The 17096-nt window shown below is 65.5% G+C and carries 15 protein-coding genes; 4 read left to right on the top strand and 11 right to left on the bottom strand.

Going from position 1 to position 17096, the window contains the following annotated elements:
* Window positions 1-41: 41 nt before the first annotated feature.
* The 3 genes from DCO48_RS13170 to DCO48_RS13160 form a co-directional block, all read right to left on the bottom strand.
* A complete protein-coding gene (locus DCO48_RS13170) occupies window positions 42-2378 on the bottom strand; it encodes an FdhF/YdeP family oxidoreductase (RefSeq protein ID WP_116551047.1) in 2337 nt (778 codons plus the stop codon).
* Complete coding sequence (fdhD, locus tag DCO48_RS13165; protein WP_116551046.1) at window positions 2375-3211, bottom strand: formate dehydrogenase accessory sulfurtransferase FdhD; 837 nt, start codon at window positions 3209-3211, stop codon at window positions 2375-2377. Before fdhD ends, DCO48_RS13170 begins: the two co-directional genes overlap by 4 nt.
* A gap of 94 nt (window positions 3212-3305) precedes the next feature.
* Window positions 3306-4193, bottom strand: coding sequence for a LysR family transcriptional regulator (locus DCO48_RS13160; RefSeq protein ID WP_116551045.1), 888 nt, complete (start codon window positions 4191-4193; stop codon window positions 3306-3308).
* An 85-nt stretch (window positions 4194-4278) separates the two neighbouring features.
* Here DCO48_RS13160 and lysM point away from each other — a divergent pair, with 85 nt between their 5' ends.
* Window positions 4279-4719: a peptidoglycan-binding protein LysM gene (gene lysM / locus DCO48_RS13155; protein ID WP_116551044.1), complete on the top strand. Its 441-nt coding sequence runs from the start codon at window positions 4279-4281 to the stop codon at window positions 4717-4719.
* Between the two features lie 3 nt (window positions 4720-4722).
* Here the strand turns inward: lysM and yrfG are convergent, their stop codons facing one another.
* Window positions 4723-5385: a GMP/IMP nucleotidase gene (yrfG, locus tag DCO48_RS13150; protein ID WP_116551043.1), complete on the bottom strand. Its 663-nt coding sequence runs from the start codon at window positions 5383-5385 to the stop codon at window positions 4723-4725.
* 84 nt (window positions 5386-5469) lie between these two features.
* Here yrfG and nudE point away from each other — a divergent pair, with 84 nt between their 5' ends.
* Both nudE and cysQ read left to right on the top strand, forming a co-directional pair.
* On the top strand, window positions 5470-6036 hold the full coding sequence (gene nudE, locus DCO48_RS13145; RefSeq protein ID WP_116551042.1) for an ADP compounds hydrolase NudE: 567 nt from the start codon (window positions 5470-5472) through the stop codon (window positions 6034-6036).
* Window positions 6033-6860, top strand: coding sequence for a 3'(2'),5'-bisphosphate nucleotidase CysQ (gene cysQ / locus DCO48_RS13140; protein WP_116551041.1), 828 nt, complete (start codon window positions 6033-6035; stop codon window positions 6858-6860). Before nudE ends, cysQ begins: the two co-directional genes overlap by 4 nt.
* On the opposite strand, the gene DCO48_RS13135 is transcribed toward cysQ, so the two are convergent.
* From DCO48_RS13135 to rfbB, 7 genes are read right to left on the bottom strand one after another with little or no spacing between them, the layout of a single operon-like run.
* Window positions 6849-7304, bottom strand: coding sequence for a YiiD C-terminal domain-containing protein (locus tag DCO48_RS13135; RefSeq protein ID WP_116551040.1), 456 nt, complete (start codon window positions 7302-7304; stop codon window positions 6849-6851). The genes cysQ and DCO48_RS13135 overlap by 12 nt on opposite strands.
* Entirely contained in the window at window positions 7301-8698 is a 1398-nt protein-coding gene (locus tag DCO48_RS13130) for a sigma-54 dependent transcriptional regulator (protein WP_116551039.1), read from the bottom strand. The genes DCO48_RS13135 and DCO48_RS13130 overlap by 4 nt, the downstream gene beginning before the upstream one ends.
* Entirely contained in the window at window positions 8695-10509 is a 1815-nt protein-coding gene (locus tag DCO48_RS13125) for an ATP-binding protein (RefSeq protein WP_116551038.1), read from the bottom strand. Before DCO48_RS13125 ends, DCO48_RS13130 begins: the two co-directional genes overlap by 4 nt.
* Window positions 10510-10546: 37 nt before the next feature.
* Window positions 10547-11422: a dTDP-4-dehydrorhamnose reductase gene (gene rfbD / locus DCO48_RS13120; protein ID WP_116551037.1), complete on the bottom strand. Its 876-nt coding sequence runs from the start codon at window positions 11420-11422 to the stop codon at window positions 10547-10549.
* Window positions 11419-11964, bottom strand: coding sequence for a dTDP-4-dehydrorhamnose 3,5-epimerase (gene rfbC / locus DCO48_RS13115; protein WP_116551036.1), 546 nt, complete (start codon window positions 11962-11964; stop codon window positions 11419-11421). The genes rfbD and rfbC overlap by 4 nt, the downstream gene beginning before the upstream one ends.
* The gene (gene rfbA / locus DCO48_RS13110; protein WP_116551035.1) at window positions 11955-12836 is read right to left on the bottom strand and encodes a glucose-1-phosphate thymidylyltransferase RfbA; all 882 of its coding nucleotides are present in this window, start codon (window positions 12834-12836) and stop codon (window positions 11955-11957) included. Before rfbA ends, rfbC begins: the two co-directional genes overlap by 10 nt.
* Entirely contained in the window at window positions 12833-13915 is a 1083-nt protein-coding gene (gene rfbB / locus DCO48_RS13105) for a dTDP-glucose 4,6-dehydratase (RefSeq protein ID WP_116551034.1), read from the bottom strand. The genes rfbA and rfbB overlap by 4 nt, the downstream gene beginning before the upstream one ends.
* Window positions 13916-14087: 172 nt before the next feature.
* Here rfbB and DCO48_RS13100 point away from each other — a divergent pair, with 172 nt between their 5' ends.
* Complete coding sequence (locus tag DCO48_RS13100; RefSeq protein WP_116551033.1) at window positions 14088-16988, top strand: aminotransferase; 2901 nt, start codon at window positions 14088-14090, stop codon at window positions 16986-16988.
* Window positions 16989-17096: the final 108 nt, after the last annotated feature.

Raw genomic sequence — 17096 nt, 5'->3', positions numbered from 1 at the left:
GCCGGCGCCCACCAGAAATGAATCTCACCGGTCAGGTTGCGTTAGAGGATCCGTGCGCTGGCGCTGGCGCGTTCCAGCTTGATCGCGACGAACTTCGAGGTTGGCGTGTGGCTGCCATCGCCAACGCTCTCCAGGGGTACCAGAGGGTTCACTTCGGGGTAGTAGGCGGCCGCCTGACCCGCCGGGATATCGAAGGCGAGCAAGGTAAAGCCTTTCACTCGCCGTTCGCGGCCATCGCTCCACAGCGAGACGATATCGGCCTTGTCCCCCGGATGGAAGCCCAGCCGGACAATGTCCGCTTCGTTGACGAACAGCACGTCGCGCTGCCCCTTGACCCCCCGATAGCGGTCGTCGAGCCCGTAGATCGTGGTGTTGTACTGATCGTGCGAGCGCATCGACTGCATGATCAGGTCCGGCACCTGGCCACTGGCGCGCACGCGCTCATGCAGCAGGTCGTCCGGCAGGGCGTTGGCCTTGAAGTTGGCGCGGCCACTGGCGGTCTTCCATTTACGCTCGCCAGCACTGTTGCCCAGGTAGAAGCCCCCCGGATGTTCCAGGCGTTGGTTGAAGCCCTCGAAGCCAGGAATGGTGTCGGCGATCAGTTCGCGGATGCGCCGGTAATCGGCCACCAGCCAGTTCCAGTCCACCGGCTTGGCGCCGAGGGTGGCCGCAGCGATCCCGGCAATCACCGCCGGCTCCGACTTCATGTGCCGCGACAACGGCTGCAATTGCCCGTTGGAGGCATGCACCATGCTGAACGAGTCTTCCACCGTGACCGCCTGTGGGCCCTCGCTCTGCAGGTCGATATCGGTGCGGCCCAGGCACGGCAGAATCAGCGCCTGCTTGCCGTGAACCAGGTGGCTGCGGTTGAGCTTGGTGCTGATCTGTACGGTCAGCTCGCAGTTGCGCAAGGCCTGCGCGGTGCGCTCGGTGTCGGGTGTGGCCTGGGCAAAGTTGCCGCCCAGACCGATAAACACCTTGGCCCGCCCTTCGGCCATGGCATGGATCGCCTCGACCGTGTTGTGGCCGTTGCTCCGCGGCACCGGGAAGCCGAAACGTCGCTCCAGCGCATCGAGCAGGGCCACCGCTGGGCGCTCGTTGATGCCCATGGTGCGGTCGCCCTGCACGTTGCTGTGGCCGCGTACCGGGCATAAGCCGGCACCCGGCTGGCCGAGGTTGCCGCGCAGCAGCATGAGGTTGGCGATTTCCTGGATGGTCGCCACCGAATGACGGTGCTGGGTGATGCCCATGGCCCAGCACATGATGACTTTTTTGGCGCTCACGTACATGCGCGCGGCCTGCTCGATCTCGACCCGGCTCAGCCCCGCCTGGGCAACGATCTGTTCCCAGTCGGTGGCGTCCACTGCGGCCAGGTAGTCGTCTACTGCGGCCGTGTGTTCGGCGATGAAGGCGTGGTCGAAAATGGCGGGCTCGCCCTTGGCCTGCGCTTCGCGCTCCCACAGCAGCAGGAACTTGGCCATGCCGCGCAATACCGCCATGTCGCCACCGAGCGCCGGGCGCAGGTAGGCGGTGTTGGTCGGGCGGTCGCCGTTGGTGAGCATTTCGATCGGGTGCTGCGGGTGCTGGAAGCGCTCCAGGCCGCGCTCCTTCAGCGGGTTGATACACACCACTTGGGCGCCGCGCTTGACCGCTTCGCGCAGGGGTTCAAGCATGCGCGGGTGGTTGGTGCCGGGGTTCTGCCCCCAGACGAAGATCGCATCGGCATGCTCGAAGTCGTCGAAGGTCACGGTGCCCTTGCCGACCCCGACGCTTTGCCCCAGGGCCACGCCGCTGGCTTCGTGGCACATGTTCGAGCAGTCCGGGAAGTTGTTGGTGCCGAAGGCGCGCACGAACAGCTGATACAGGTAGGCCGCTTCGTTGCTGGCCCGGCCCGAGGTGTAGAACTCGGCCTGGTCGGGGCTGGTGAGGTTGTTCAGGTGACGGCCGATCAGGGCGAAGGCGTTATCCCAGCTAATTGGCTGATAACGGTCGCTGAGCGGGTCGTAGACCATCGGTTCGGTCAGCCGGCCCTGATACTCCAGCCAGTAGTCGCTCTGGGCGAGCAGCGAGGTGACACTGTGACGGGCAAAGAACGCCGGGTCGACGCGGCGTTTGGTGGCCTCCCAGTTCACCGCCTTGGCGCCGTTCTCGCAGAACTTCACCATGCCGCTTTCCGGCGAATCGCCCCAGGCGCAACCTGGGCAGTCGAAGCCGCCGTTCTGGTTGGTCTTGAGCAGCGCGCGGATGTTCTTCAGCGCGTTGTCGCTGCCGATCCACGCCTGCGCCACGCTGCGCAGTGCGCCCCAGCCGCCGGCGGCACCGTTGTAGGGCTTGTAGCGCGGAACGGGTTTCTGGTCGGCTTGATGGTGCAGGCTCACGATAGGTTCTCCCGCGCAGGGCTATAGACCCGTGGCGCACTCTTTTGCGGCAAGTGAATGAGGTTCAGGTTGTGCCGGCGTGCCCATTGCAGGGCCAGGCCGGTGGGCGAGGACAGGCTGACCAGGGTCTGGATGCCGGCGCGCAGGACTTTCTGGATCAGTTCCAGGCTGCAGCGGCTGGTGACGATGGCCAGGCCGCCGGCAGTGGCGAGCTGCTGCCGTTCGATGGCGCCGATCAGCTTGTCCAGGGCGTTATGCCGGCCGATGTCTTCGCGGCCCAGCAGCAGTTCGCCGTCGGCGTTCATGAACAGCGCCGCATGCACTGCGCCGCAATGCTGGCCGAGCGGCTGGAAGTCGCCGATGCGCTGACGCAGGCCATCCAGCCAGTGCACTGGCGGCAACGGCGCGCCGGGCAGCACGGCGAGCTCGGGCAGGGCCTGCTCGACCGCTTCCACACCGCACAGGCCGCAGCCGCTGGTGCCGGCCAACTGCCGGCGCTGATGCTTCAGGTTCCAGAACGCGCGGCTGGCGATTTCCACCTCGGCATGCAAGGCCGAGCCACTGCCACTGAGCTTCACGTCGTAGATTTCATCGGCGCTGGCAACAATGCCGCTGCCGATGCTGAAGCCGACGACGAAGTCTTCCAGGTCGGTAGGGCTGACCAGCATCACGGCCTGGCTGATGCCATTGAAGGCGATCGCCAGCGCCACTTCCTCGGCCAGGTCGGTGCTGGCGGGGCTGTGGTCATCGAGGTGGCAATAGTCGTAACGAACACTGGCCGCGGGCGCGTCCAAGGGAATGAAGGCCGCGCAGGCCGGGGGTTTGCTGGTCATGGACGAATTCCGGCAGGCTGCTCAGCCTTAAGCCTAGGCCCCTGCCGGTGCACCGTCTAATCGCTAATGCTGATGTATTGATAGACGCCGTCGATCAAGCACCGCTCATCAACAGACGGTATTCGGCAAAGCAGGCCTCGGCCAGCGCCGAGCGCGGCGCCGTGCGGCGCATGATCAGGCCCAGTGGCGCGAGGGTACTGGCCGCCTCGATGGGTTGCAGGCGCAACGTCGTGGTCAGCGCTTCCAGCCCGGCCGCCAGCGGCATGATTGCGCAGCACAGGCCCCCGTGCACCGCCTGCACCAACTGATGGACGGCATCGGTTTGCAGCAACAATTGCGGGGTCAGCCCGCGACTGTGAAAGTTGTGGTCGATCGACTGGCGAAAGTGCATGCCGGCGGTGAGCAGCCCCAGCGGAAGTTCGCTCAGTGTCGCCCAGCTTAAGGGCTGTGCGGCGAAGCGGAAGTGATCTGGGTCATACAGCAGGCCCATTTGCGTTTCGCCCAGTGCCAGCGATTCGAAACGCTCGTTGTCGAGCCGCCCGAGGTACGACACGCCAAGGTCGAGCTGGTTGCTGCTCAGCTGTTCGATGATCTGCTCGGAACTCAGTGCGCTCAGCTCGAAACGCAGCTCCGGGTGCTGGCCATGCAGGCGTTGCAGCAGCGGCAGTGGATCGAAGCTGGACAGTGGCACCACGCCCAGGCGCAGGGTACCGGCCAGGTGCCCGCGACAGGCCGCGGCCTCGGCATACAGCCCATCGAACGCAGCCAGTGCCGAGCGCGCCCAGGCCAGCACGCGCTCGCCCTGGGCGGTAAAGCCTTCGAAGCGCTGGCCACGGTTGACCAGCTCCAGGCCCAGCTCCTGTTCCAGGTTGCGCAGGCGCATCGACAGGGTTGGCTGGGTCACGTGGCAACGCAGGGCGGCCTGGCCAAAGTGGCGGGTTTCATCCAGGGCGATGAGGAATTTTAGTTGTTTGATGTCCATCGTCGTTCCGCGGCGGTGAGCAGGCGAAGCATTCTATCTTGTCCTAGACTCCCTGCTCCGGTCATTGATACCTATGGAGCACAGGATGAGCATTTTTAGTTTCGTGAAAGAAGCAGGGGAAAAACTGATCGACTTGCTGACCCCCGGTAACGCCAACGCCAGCGAGCAGTTGAAGGAGCACGTGGCCAAGGTTGGTCTCGGCAACCCGAACGTGACCACCGAAGTGGATGGCGACAAGGTCATCGTCAAAGGCGAGGTGTCGAGCCAGGAAGAAAAAGAGAAGATCCTGCTGGCGCTGGGCAACATTGCCGGCGTGGCCTCGGTCGACGACCAGATTGCCGTGAGCGGCCCGGTGGTGGCGGCCGCGCGCTTCGTGGTGGTGAAGAAGGGCGATACGCTGAGCGCGATTTCCCTGGCGGTGTATGGCAATGCCAACCTGTACAACAAGATTTTCGAGGCCAACAAGCCGCTGCTCAGCCACCCGGACAAGATCTATCCGGGCCAGACCCTGCGTATTCCCGAGTAACCCTCACAGCCCATCGAGCAACGCCCGGTAGTCTTCCTGCGCGGCAAATTCCTCGGTGTCCCGCGGCCCCTTGCGGCTGTCGGGCTGGCGCACCGCCAGCAGGTGCGCCACACCGAAATGGCGCGCGCTGCGCAGGATCGCCAGGGTGTCGTCGATGAACAGGCTGCGCGCCGGATCGAAGCCGGTGTCGGCCTGCAGGGCGCTCCAGAACTGCTGGCTTTCTTTCGGGTAGCCGTAGTCGTGTGAGCTGATCAGGCGTTCGAAGTACGGCGCCAGTTCTACCCGTTCCAGTTTCAGCGACAGCGAATCGCGGTGCGCGTTGGTGATCATGATCACCCGCTTGCCGGCGGCCTTGATCGCCTGCAGGAAGGTGTCGGCGTCCGGGCGCAGGGCAATCAGGTCGGCGGTTTCCAGCTTCAGCTCACGCACCGGCAGCTTGAGTTCGGCACTCCAGAAGTCCAGGCAATACCAGTTCAGCGAACCGGCATTGCGTTCGAACAGCGGCTGCAATTCCAGCTCGGCCATGGCCCGGCTCACCCCATGCAGGTCGGCATAGCGCTGCGGCAGATGCTCCAGCCAGAAATGGTTGTCGTAGTGCAGGTCGAGCAGGGTGCCGTCCATGTCCAGCAGAACGGTGTCGATGTCGCGCCAGGCAAGCGAGGGCATGTGAAATATTCTCGATAAGTCGGGGCACAGTGGCCGGGCAAGCCACGGTATAGTAACCCGTTACCGCCAAGGAGCCGCCCCCCCATGCGCCAGAAGCCCACCGTCCTCAACCGCGAGATCGTCGCCAGCAGCCGCCTGTTCCGCGTCGAAGCCGTGCAGTTGCGTTTTTCCAACGGTACCGAGCGTACCTATGAACGACTGGTCGGGCGTGGCAACGGCTATGGCGCGGTGATGATCGTGGCAATGCTCGATGCCGAGCATGCGGTGCTGGTGGAGGAGTACTGCGGCGGTACCGACGAGTATGAACTGTCGCTGCCCAAAGGCCTGATCGAGCCGGGCGAGGACGTGCTGGCAGCGGCCAACCGCGAGTTGAAGGAAGAGGCCGGTTTCGGTGCCCGTCAACTCGAACACCTGACCGAGCTGTCGCTGTCGCCGGGTTACATGAGCCAGAAGATCCAGGTGGTGCTGGCCACCGACCTGTATGAAGAACGCCTCGAAGGCGATGAGCCGGAGCCGATGCGTGTCGACAAGGTCAACCTGCGCGAACTGTCGGCCCTGGCCCAGCATCCGCAGTTCTCCGAAGGGCGGGCGCTGGCGGCGCTGTATCTGGTGCGCGACCTGCTGAACCAACGCGGAGTATTCCCGGTATGAACGATGTACAACTGATGCACCAGGTGGTCGAACTGGCCCGGCAGGCGGGCGAGGCGATCCTGCCATTCTGGCGTGCCGACGTGGCGGTGACCGCCAAGGCCGACGAGTCGCCGGTCACCGCCGCCGACCTCGCCGCGCACAAGGTCATCGCCGACGGCTTGCAGGCGCTGGCGCCGCAGATCCCGGTACTCTCGGAAGAAGACTGCGACATCCCTCAGCGCGAGCGGCAGCAGTGGCAGCGCTGGTGGCTGGTCGACCCGCTGGACGGGACCAAGGAATTCATCGCCGGCAGTGAAGAGTTCACCGTCAACATCGCCCTGATCGAACAGGGCCGGGTGGTGTTTGGCGTGGTGGCGATCCCGACCAATGGCCGCTGCTACTTCGGTGGCGAGGGCCTCGGCGCCTGGCGTGCCGAGCGGGCTGGCGATGCCCAGCCGATCCAGGTACGTAGCGCACCGCCTGCCGGCGAAGCGTTCACCGTGGTGGCCAGCCGGCGCCATTCCAGCCCGCAGCAGGAAGCCCTGCTGGCCGGCCTGAGCGCGGCGCTGGGTGAGCTGAAGCTGGCCAATATCGGCAGCTCGCTGAAGTTCTGCCTGCTTGCCGAAGGGGCCGCCGATTGCTACCCGCGGCTGGCACCGACCTCGCAGTGGGACACCGCGGCCGCTCAGGGCGTACTCGAAGGCGCGGGCGGCGAAGTGCTGGGGCTGGATGGCCAACGCTTCGTCTATCCGCCGCGCGAGTCGCTGCGCAATCCGTTCTTCCTCGGCCTGCCAGCCACGGCAGCCTGGCGCGCCGCGCTGCTCAAGCTCGCCTCAACGGTGTAGCACGTACTGCCCGCTGAACTGTACGGCGGGCGCTTCGCTGCCGGCGTTGTACACCTGGGTGTGCAGCGTCAGCCGTGCCCGGCCGCGGCGCTGGTAGGTGGCGAGGAAACGTTCCCAGACTTGCGCCGCTGGCGCCTCGCACACGGCGATGGCCGCGCCGGTGACCGGCAATGGATAGCTGATCTGCCCTTCCTGAATGACGATATGCCCGTCGTCGACCTGTGCCTCACGCAAGCGCAGGTGCAACCAGCCCCAGCCGGCGAGCACCGCCGCGCAGTACAGGCTGCCACCGAACATGGTGCTCTTGTGGTTGACGTTGGCCGCCAGCGGCAATTGCAGGCGCAGGCGCTGCTCGGCCCAGTCGAGCACCTGCAGGCCCATTTCGGCGGTGAGTGGGATGTCGTGGTGCAATACCGATTCGAGGTACTGGCTGTGGCTGTTCATGCGCGGTGGTCCTCCAGGTCGTCGCCGGCAGCGAAGCTCAGGCCATGCTTGCGCAGCTTGTCGTGCAGGGTCTTGCGCGGGATGCCGAGGGCTTCGGCCAGGCTGCGCATGGAGCTGTGCGAGCGGCTCAGCTCGGCGGCGATCAGCGAGCGCTCGAACTGCTCGACCTGATCGCTGAGGTTGCCGCTGCCGGCCGGCAGTTCCGCGCTGCCTACAGCACTGCCTGGCTCGCCGTCGAGGGCCAGTTCCAGGCCCAGGGCGAAGCGCTCGGCGGCGTTCTGCAACTCGCGCACGTTCCCCGGCCAGGGGTGGCGCAAGAGCATCGCCCGCTGCGCCGGTTGCAGGCTGTGCCCAGGCAGGCCGTGGCGCTCGCTGGCGCTGTCGGCAAAGTGCTGGAACAGCACCAGCACGTCCTCGCCACGTTCGCGCAGCGGCGGAATGCGCAATGGGGCGACGTTCAAACGGTAGTACAGGTCGGCGCGGAAACGCCCCTGGTCGGCGGCCTGGCGCAGGTCTTCCTTGGTCGCGGCGATGATGCGGATATCCAGCGGGATCAACTGATTGCCACCCAGACGCTCGACCACCCGCTCCTGCAACAGACGCAGCAGTTTGACCTGCACGTCCAGGCTCATGCTTTCGATTTCATCGAGGAACAGCGTGCCGCCATTGGCGAATTCGAACTTGCCGATGCGTCGCTTTTGCGCGCCAGTGAAGGCCCCCGGCTCGTGGCCGAACAGTTCGCTTTCGACCACCGATTCGGCCAGGGCGCCGGCGTTGATCGCCACGAACGGGCCATCGCGGCGGCTCGACAGGTCGTGCAGCGCTCGTGCTACCACCTCCTTGCCGGCGCCGGTTTCGCCGAGGATCAGCACGTCGGCACGGGTGCCGGCCAGTGCGCCGATCTGCTCGCGCAGGCGCAGCATCGGTGCCGACTGACCGACCAGACGGGTGCTCAGTTGCTGGCGGTCGCTCAGGGCCAGGCGCAGGCTGCGGTTGTCCAGCACCAGCCGGCGCAGGGCGCTGGCACGGCGCACACTGTCGATCAGCGCGTCGCTGGCGAAAGGCTTTTCGAGAAAATCGTAGGCCCCGGCACGCATCGCCTGCACCGCCAGCGGCACATCGCCGTGGCCGGTAATCAGCAACACCGGCAGCTCCTGATCGCGAGCGTGCAACTGTTCAAGCAACTGCAGGCCATCGATGCCGGGCATGCGGATATCGCTGACCACCACGCCGGGCCAGTCCGGCTCGATACGTTCGGCCAGGCCCTGGGCGTCGCTCAGGGCCATCACCTTCAGCCCGGCCAGGTCCAGGGTCTGGCTCAGGGCCTGGCGCAGGTGCGGATCGTCGTCGACCAGGATCACCTGCGTGCGACTGTCGATGAGCTCGGTCGTCATGCCGAGGAGTCCTCCGAGGTTTGAAGCGTGGCGCCGGTCTTGGCCACGCGCAGTTGCAGGGTCAGCAGTGCGCCGCCTTCGGGGTGGTTGGCCAGTAGCAATTCACCGCCTAGGGCACGCATCAACGTATCGCAGATCGCCAGCCCCAGGCCAAGGCCCTGGGTGCGGGTCTTGGTGGTGAAGAACGGTTCGCGGGCGTGGGCCATGGCTTGGCTGGAAAAGCCCGGGCCATTGTCGCGTATGGTCAGGTAGACGCAGTCGTCGCGGCGCTCGGCACTTATCCACAGTTTGCGCGGGTTGGCTTTTTCGGTGAGCGCGTCGAGGGCATTGGCCAGCAGGTTGCCGAGCACCTGGCGCAGGCGGGTTTCGCCGGCCTGCACCCACAAGGTGGCCTCCGGCAGGTCGCGCACCAGTTCCACTGCCATCGCCCGGCGTCGTTTCGCCAGTAGGGCCAGGGCGTCGTCGAGCGCCGGTTGCAGGGCCACGCTTTCCGGGGCATGCCGGTCGCGGCGGGCGAAAGCACGCAGGTGGGCGATGATCGAGGCCATGCGCCCGGTGAGCTCGCTGATCAGCTTGAGGTTGCTGCGGGCGTCGTCGGTGCGTTGATGATCGAGGAGGATCTCGGCATTTTCGGCATAGCTGCGGATGGCCGCCAGCGGCTGGTTGAGTTCGTGGCTGATGCTTGCCGACATGGTGCCGAGCACCGACAGCTTGCCGGCCTGGACCAGTTCGTCCTGGGCGCGTACCAGCTCCTGCTGGGCCTGCTCGCGTTCGAGCACTTCGGTTTTCAGGCGGCTGTTGAGGCCTTCGAGGGCGGCGGTACGCTCGATCACGCGCTTTTCCAGCTCCTGGCGGGCGCGCGCTTCGAACGCGATGCGGTCCATGTAGTTGCGGCGGCGCTGCATCACCAGGCCCAGCAGCAGCATGACCACCAGCAGGGTCGCTGCCCCGATGGCCAGGACCGTGCTGACCGAGCGATCGACCAGTGCCCGTGGTGCCAGAATGCTCACCTGCCAGCCGGTCTCCTCGATGGCGCGAGTCTGTATCAGCCAGGCGTCCGGGTTGAGGCTGAGTGGCTGCGGGGCCTGGGTTGGGTACGGCTGGATGGCGGCGATGGCTTCCCGCTCGGCCACGCTCAGCGGGCGCGTGGCACGGAAGCGCCAGTCGGCCCGCGAGGTGAGGATGACCACGCCGTTGTGGTCGGTGAGCAGCAACTGCTCGGGGGTTTTACCCCAGAGCGTTTCGGTGTGGTCGAGGTCGACCTTGACCACCAGTGCGCCGATGATCTGCTCGCCGTCGCGCACCGCGCCGGCAAAGAAGTAGCCCCGCTTGGCCGAGGTGGTGCCCTGGCCGAAGAAGCGTCCCAGCTGCCCGGCAATGGCTTGGCTGAAGTACGGGCGGAAGGCGAAGTTGCGGCCGACGAAGCTGTCTTTCTTGTCCCAGTTCGACGCGGCCAGGGTATTGCCCTTGGCGTCCATCAGGTACATCACTTCGGCGCCGGTCTGGGTGGCGATGTCCTTGAGCAGACGGTTGGCGTTGGTCAGGCTTTCCAGGCGCAGCGGATCGGCCAGCACGGCGCGCAGGGCCGGTAGGTCGCCGAGGATCTGCGGCAGGGTTTCGTAGCGGTGCAGGGTGCCGAGCAGGTTGGCGACGTAGAGGTCGAGGGTCTGCCGGTTCTGCCCGGCGAGCTCGTCCTGGTAGTAGTGCTCGGCCAGCCGTTGCAGCGGCCAGAGCAGCGGCGCCAGGCAGATCGCCAGAATCGCCAGGCTGCGCCAGCGGGGCCGGCGCGGAAGGGTGGGGGTCGTGTTCATTGCAGCACTGCGCCAGTAGGGACTGGCGCATTATGCGCTACTTCAGGCAGTCGATCAGCGCTTGCTGCCAGTCTGGCTGGCTGACCTGCCAGTTACGTTGCAGGCGGCTGCAGTCGAGCCGCGAATTGAGCGGTCGGCGTGCTGGCGTCGGGTAGTCGCTGGAGGGAATCGGCAGCAGCCGGGCGCACGGTTTGCCCTGCGCCTTGAGCTGTTCGGCGATGGCCTGGGCAAAGCCGAACCAGGAGGTTTCGCCCTGCGCGGTCAGGTGGTAGGTGCCCCAGGCGCCGGCCTGGCCGGCCTGCCAGCGTTCGATCAGTTGGCGGGTGCTGCTGGCGATGGTGCCCGCCCAGGTGGGGGCGCCCATCTGGTCGGCGACCACCCGCAGCTCGGGTTTTTCCTGCAGCAGGCGCTGCATGGTCAGCAGGAAATTGCGCCCGCTGCGCGAGTAGACCCAACTGGTGCGCAGGATCAGGTGTGCCCCGCCCACGTTGCCGACGGCCTGTTCGCCGGCGAGTTTGCTCTGTCCGTATACGCTCAGCGGGTTGGGCTGATCGTCTTCGCTGTACGGCGTCGGCTTGGCGCCGTCGAACACGTAGTCGGTCGAGTAATGGATCAACGGGATCGCCAGGCGCGCGGCTTCTTCGGCCAGGATGCCAGGGGCCTCGGCGTTGATCGCAAAGGCCAGTTGCGGTTCGCTTTCGGCCTGGTCCACGGCGGTGTGCGCGGCGGCATTGATGATCAACTGCGGCTGAATCGCCCGGACCTGTTCACGGATGCGCTGCGGCGCGCTCAGGTCGAGTTGCGCGCGGCCCAGCACATGCAATGGCCCAAGGTCGCGCAACTGCGCTTGCAGGGCCTGGGCGACCTGGCCGTGCTGGCCGATGATGAGGATTTTCAGGGGCGTGGTGCTCATGCGAACAACTCAGCATCTTTGAGCCAGGCGCCGGCCTGGTCCTTGGCCGAAAGCTGCGGCGGCGCTTCCAGTTCCCAGTCGATGGCCAGGTCCGGGTCGTCCCAGCGAATGCAGCGCTCGGCGGCAGGGTTGTAGTAGTCGGTGGTCTTGTAGAGGAACTCGGCGCTGTCGCTGAGCACCACGAAGCCATGCCCGAAACCTTCCGGCACCCACAGCTGACGGCAGTTCTGTGCCGACAGGCGGATGGCTACCCAGCGGCCGAAGTGGGCCGAACTGCGGCGCAGGTCGACAGCCACATCCAGGACTTCGCCCTGGGTGACCCGGACCAGTTTGCCCTGGGTGTTCTGCAGTTGATAATGCAGGCCACGCAACACGCCCTTGGCCGAGCGCGAATGGTTGTCCTGGACGAATGACGTGTCGATGCCGGTCTTGTCGCGGAACGCCTGAGCGTTGAAGCTTTCGTAGAAAAAGCCACGCGCATCGCCGAACACCCGTGGCTGCAGGATCAGCACGCCGGGCAGCTCGGTTTCGATCACTTCCATCGGTGTTCTCCGCTCAGGCTATAGAGGTACTGGCCGTAGCCGGTCTTGCCGAAGGCCTTGGCGCGCTCCAGCAGCAGGGCTTCGTCGATCCAGCCCTGCTGGAAGGCAATTTCCTCCAGGCAGGCGACCTTCAGGCCCTGGCGATGCTCGATGGTCTGCACGTACTGCGAGGCTTCCAGCAGGCTGTCATGGGTGCCGGTGTCGAGCCAGGCGAAACCGCGCCCGAAGCGCTCGACGCGCAGGTCACCGCGTTCGAGGTAGGCGTTGTTGACGTCGGTGATTTCCAGCTCGCCGCGCGCCGAGGGGGTGATCTCGCGGGCGATACGGATGACGTCGTTGTCGTAGAAGTACAGGCCGGTAACCGCATAGCTGGATTTTGGCTTGGCCGGTTTTTCCTCGATCGACAGGGCCTGGCCGTTCTTGTCGAAGTCGATGACGCCGAAGCGCTCCGGGTCCTTGACCCAATAGCCGAACACGGTTGCGCCGCTCGGGTGGGCGGCAGCGCGCCGCAACTGTTCACTGAAGTGCGGGCCGTGGAAGATGTTGTCACCCAGGATCAGGCACACCGAGTCGTTGCCTATGAACGACTCGCCGATCAGGAACGCCTGCGCCAGGCCATCCGGCGAGGGTTGCTCGGCGTAGCTGAAGTGCACGCCGAACTGGCTGCCGTTGCCAAGCAGCTGGCGATACTGAGGCAGGTCCTGTGGGGTCGAGATGATCAGGATTTCATTGATGCCGGCCAGCATCAGTACCGAGATCGGGTAATAGATCATCGGCTTGTCGTAGACCGGCAGCAGCTGTTTGGAGAGCCCCAGGGTGATGGGGTGCAGGCGGGTGCCGGAGCCGCCCGCCAGAACGATACCTTTGGTCATGCAATCAGGTCCTTGAAGTCGCTATTGCCCAGGCGCTGGCCCTGGTAACTGCCATCCTGCACACGCTGGCACCAGTCGAGGTTCGCCAGGTACCACTGCACGGTCTTGCGCAGGCCGGAGGCAAAGGTTTCGGCCGGCACCCAGCCCAGCTCGCGCTCGATCTTGCTGGCATCGATGGCGTAACGCAGGTCGTGCCCAGGGCGGTCCTGGACATGGCTGATCAGCTCGGCGTAACGGCTGATGCCAGCCGGGTGCTGTGGCGCCAGCTCATCGAGCAGGGCACAGAGGGCGTGCACCACGTCGATGTTCTTCTGCTCGTTATGCCCGCCGATGTTGTAGGTTTCGCCAACCTTGCCTGCGCTAAGTACCTTGAGCAGCGCCCGCGCATGGTCCTCGACATAGAGCCAGTCGCGCACCTGCTGGCCGTTGCCATAAACCGGCAAGGGTTTCCCGGCGAGAGCGTTGAGGATCATCAGCGGGATGAGTTTTTCCGGGAAGTGGAACGGTCCGTAGTTGTTCGAGCAATTGGTCACCAGCACCGGCAGGCCATAGGTGCGCTGCCAGGCGCGGACCAGGTGGTCGGACGCCGCCTTGCTGGCCGAATACGGCGAGCTGGGGGCGTAGGGCGTGGTTTCACTGAACAGCTCGTCGACACCGTCCAGGTCGCCGTAGACCTCATCGGTGGAGACGTGATGGAAGCGGAACGCCGCCCGCTCGGCGGCCGGCAGGCCCGACCAGTAGCTGCGGGCTGCTTCGAGCAGGCTGTAGGTCCCGACGATGTTGGTCTGGATGAACGCTGCCGGGCCGTCGATAGAGCGGTCTACATGCGATTCGGCTGCCAGGTGCATGATGGCCTGCGGCTGGAAACGCGCCAGCACGGCACTGACCGTGGCCTGGTCGACAATGTCGGCCTGGACGAATTCGTAGCGGCTGTTGCTGGCGATACTGCTCAGCGATTCGAGGTTGCCGGCATAGGTCAGCTTGTCCAGGTTGAGCACTTCGTGCTCGGTATGGCCGATCAGTTCGCGGATCAGCGCCGAGCCAATAAATCCGGCACCGCCGGTGATGAGAATGCGCATGTCGATATGCCTTTGGTGCCTGTCGTAAGGTGGATAGCTTGTGTCCAGCGTTCTGCCGGTGCAAGCGTAATACGGAGTTTGCGCCTGACGGCGGTCAACGTTTTGTCGGCTCCTCTTGCTTATCGGCAGGAGCGGTGGCGATATAAGCGACAAAAAAATCGAGGCTCGTCCCATGCCGTTGCACACCCTGATCCATCGTTCCAGCTTGCCCACTCCGCACATCAGCGACGCCGACGCTGCTCGGCTGCTGGAACAGCACTATGGCCTCAGTGGCACACTGCAGGCCCTGGGCAGCCAGCAGGACCTGAATTTCCGGGTCGACAGCACCAGCGGGCGCTTCGTCCTGAAGATTTGCCATGGCGACTATGCCGTGCAGGAACTGCAGGCCCAGCATGCGGCCCTGGGTTACCTGCGCGAGCGTGGCGTGCCGGTGCCAGCGGTGCGGGCAGCGCTTGGCGGCGAGCAACTGCTGGCGCTGAACATCGATGGCCAGGCCGTACGGGCGCGGCTGCTGGAGTATATCGACGGCCAAACCCTGACCCGCTTCAACTACCTGGAGCCACGCCTGATCGCCGAGCTTGGTGCGCTGTGCGCGCGGGTCGACCAGGCCCTTGCCGATTTCAGCCATGAAGGCCTCGAACGAACCCTGCAATGGGACCCGAAACACGCCCAGGCCCTGATCGCCCACCTGCTGCCGGTACTGCCCGAGGGGCCACGCAAGGCCCGCGTGCAGGCTGCCGCCGAGCAGGCCAACGCCGTGCTCGCGCCGTTGTTGGCGGCGCTACCGACGCAGGCCGTGCATCTGGACATCACCGATGACAACGCCGTCTGGCAGCGCGACGCGCAGCGCCAGTGGCAACTGCAAGGGGTGATCGACTTCGGCGACCTGCTGCATACCTGGCGCATCGCCGACCTGGCGGTCACCTGCGCGGCGTTGCTGCACCATGCCGAGGGCGATCCGCTGCGCATCCTGCCGGCGGTGGCCGCCTACCATGCCCTCAACCCGTTGAGCGCGGCCGAACTCAAGGCGCTGTGGCCAATGATCGTGGCGCGTGCGGCGGTGCTGGTGCTCAGTGGCGAGCAGCAGGTCAGCGTCGACCCCGGCAACGCCTACAGCCGCGACAACCTCACGCATGAATGGGAAATCTTCGATGTCGCCAGCAGCGTGCCGTTTGCGCTGATGGAAGCAGCGATTCTGCAGGCGACCGGCACTGCCACCTGTGAATTGAAACTGGCCAACGTCAAGCCGCTGCTGCCGGCCCTGGCCAGCCAACCGGTAACCCGGGTCGACCTGGGCGTGCTCAGCGAGCAGTTCAACGCCGGTAACTGGGAACAGCTCGGGATCGACCAGCAGTTGCTGCGCGCCGCAGAGGCGCCGGCCAGTTCGCTGTACGCACAGTTCCGCCTGTCGCAAACCCATATCGATAATCCTCGGGAGCCGCGTACCTGTGCCCTGCATGTCGAACTGCACCTCGCCGCTGGCACCGCGCTGCAGGCGCCGTTCAATGGCCTCTGGCGCCAGGCCGAGGCCGGCAGCGGGTGCCTGGAAGGCGCCGAGGCGAGCCTCTGGCTGACGGGGTTGAGCGAGACGCCGCGTGACGGCCAGTCGCTGGAACCGGGGCAATTGCTCGGCAAGGCCGGCGAGTTGCTGAGCGTACAGCTTTGCCGGGTGCCCGGCCTGCGTCCGCCGGCGTTCGTCGAACCGTCCCGGGCCCGCGCCTGGCAGGTCGTGTGCCCGTCGCCACGGGCGGTGCTGGGCGTTGACTGCGATGCCGCGCCGCTGCCCGATTCGCAAGCGCTGCTGGCTCGCCGCGACGCCAGCTTTGCCCGTTCGCAAAAGCATTACTACGAACAGCCACCGCAGATCGAACGCGGCTGGCGCAATTACCTGATCGACCTGCAGGGCCGGTCCTACCTCGATATGCTCAACAACGTCGCGGTACTCGGTCATGGCCACCCGCGGATGGTGGCCGAGTCGGCCCGGCAATGGTCGCTGCTCAATACCAACTCGCGCTTCCACTACGCCGCCATCGCCGAGTTTTCCGAGCGGCTGCTGGCGCTGGCGCCGGAAGGCATGGACCGGGTGTTCCTGGTGAACAGCGGCACCGAGGCCAACGACCTGGCGATTCGCCTGGCCTGGGCGGCCAGCGGCGGGCGCGACATGCTCAGCGTGCTGGAGGCCTACCACGGCTGGTCGGTGGCCACCGACGCGATTTCCACCTCGATCGCCGACAACCCGCAAGCGCTGAGCACGCGTCCTGACTGGGTGCACCCGGTGACCGCGCCGAATACCTACCGCGGCGCCTTCCGCGGTGCCGACAGCACCGCCGACTACGTGCGCAACGTCGACGAAACCCTGGCCCGGCTGGATGCCGAGCAGCGCCAGCTGGCCGGTTTCATCTGCGAGCCGGTCTATGGCAACGCGGGCGGCATCCCGCTGCCACCGGGCTACCTGCAACAGGTGTACGGCAAGGTTCGCGCGCGCGGCGGCGTGTGCATCGCCGACGAGGTGCAGGTGGGCTATGGCCGCCTTGGCGAGTACTTCTGGGGCTTCGAGGAGCAGGGCGTGGTGCCGGACATCATCACCATGGCCAAAGGCATGGGCAACGGCCAGCCACTGGGCGCGGTGATTACCCGCCGCGAGATCGCCGAGGCACTGGAAGCCGAGGGCTACTTCTTCTCCTCGGCCGGCGGCAGCCCGGTGAGTTGCCGGATCGGCATGGCGGTGCTGGACGTGATGGCCGAAGAAGGCCTGTGGGAAAACGCCCGTGTCGTCGGTGGGCACTTCAAGGCCCGTTTGCAGGCGCTGGTGGATAAGTATCCATTGGCCGGTGCGGTGCATGGCTCCGGCTTCTACTTGGGCCTGGAGCTGGTCCGCGACCCCGCCAGCCTGGAACCGGCCAGCGAAGAAACCGCGATCCTCTGCAATCGCCTGCGCGAACTGGGCATCTTCATGCAGCCGACCGGCGATTACCTGAACATCCTCAAGATCAAGCCGCCGATGTGCACCACGCGCGCCAGCGTCGACTACTTTGTCGACAGCATCGAGCGTGTGTTGGCCGAAGGGCTCTAGGCTGCAACCGTTAGCCGGTTAATTCGATTGTTATCGGCTTATCCGGCTTTTTTCGGTTAGGCGGTTGTTGCTATTGCTTTCAAAGCCGATATATATCGGATATAAATG

It is taken from the genome of Pseudomonas sp. SDI (genome assembly GCF_003105155.1).
Lineage (GTDB): Bacteria > Pseudomonadota > Gammaproteobacteria > Pseudomonadales > Pseudomonadaceae > Aquipseudomonas.
This window is presented reverse-complemented; position numbering and strand designations above follow the sequence as displayed.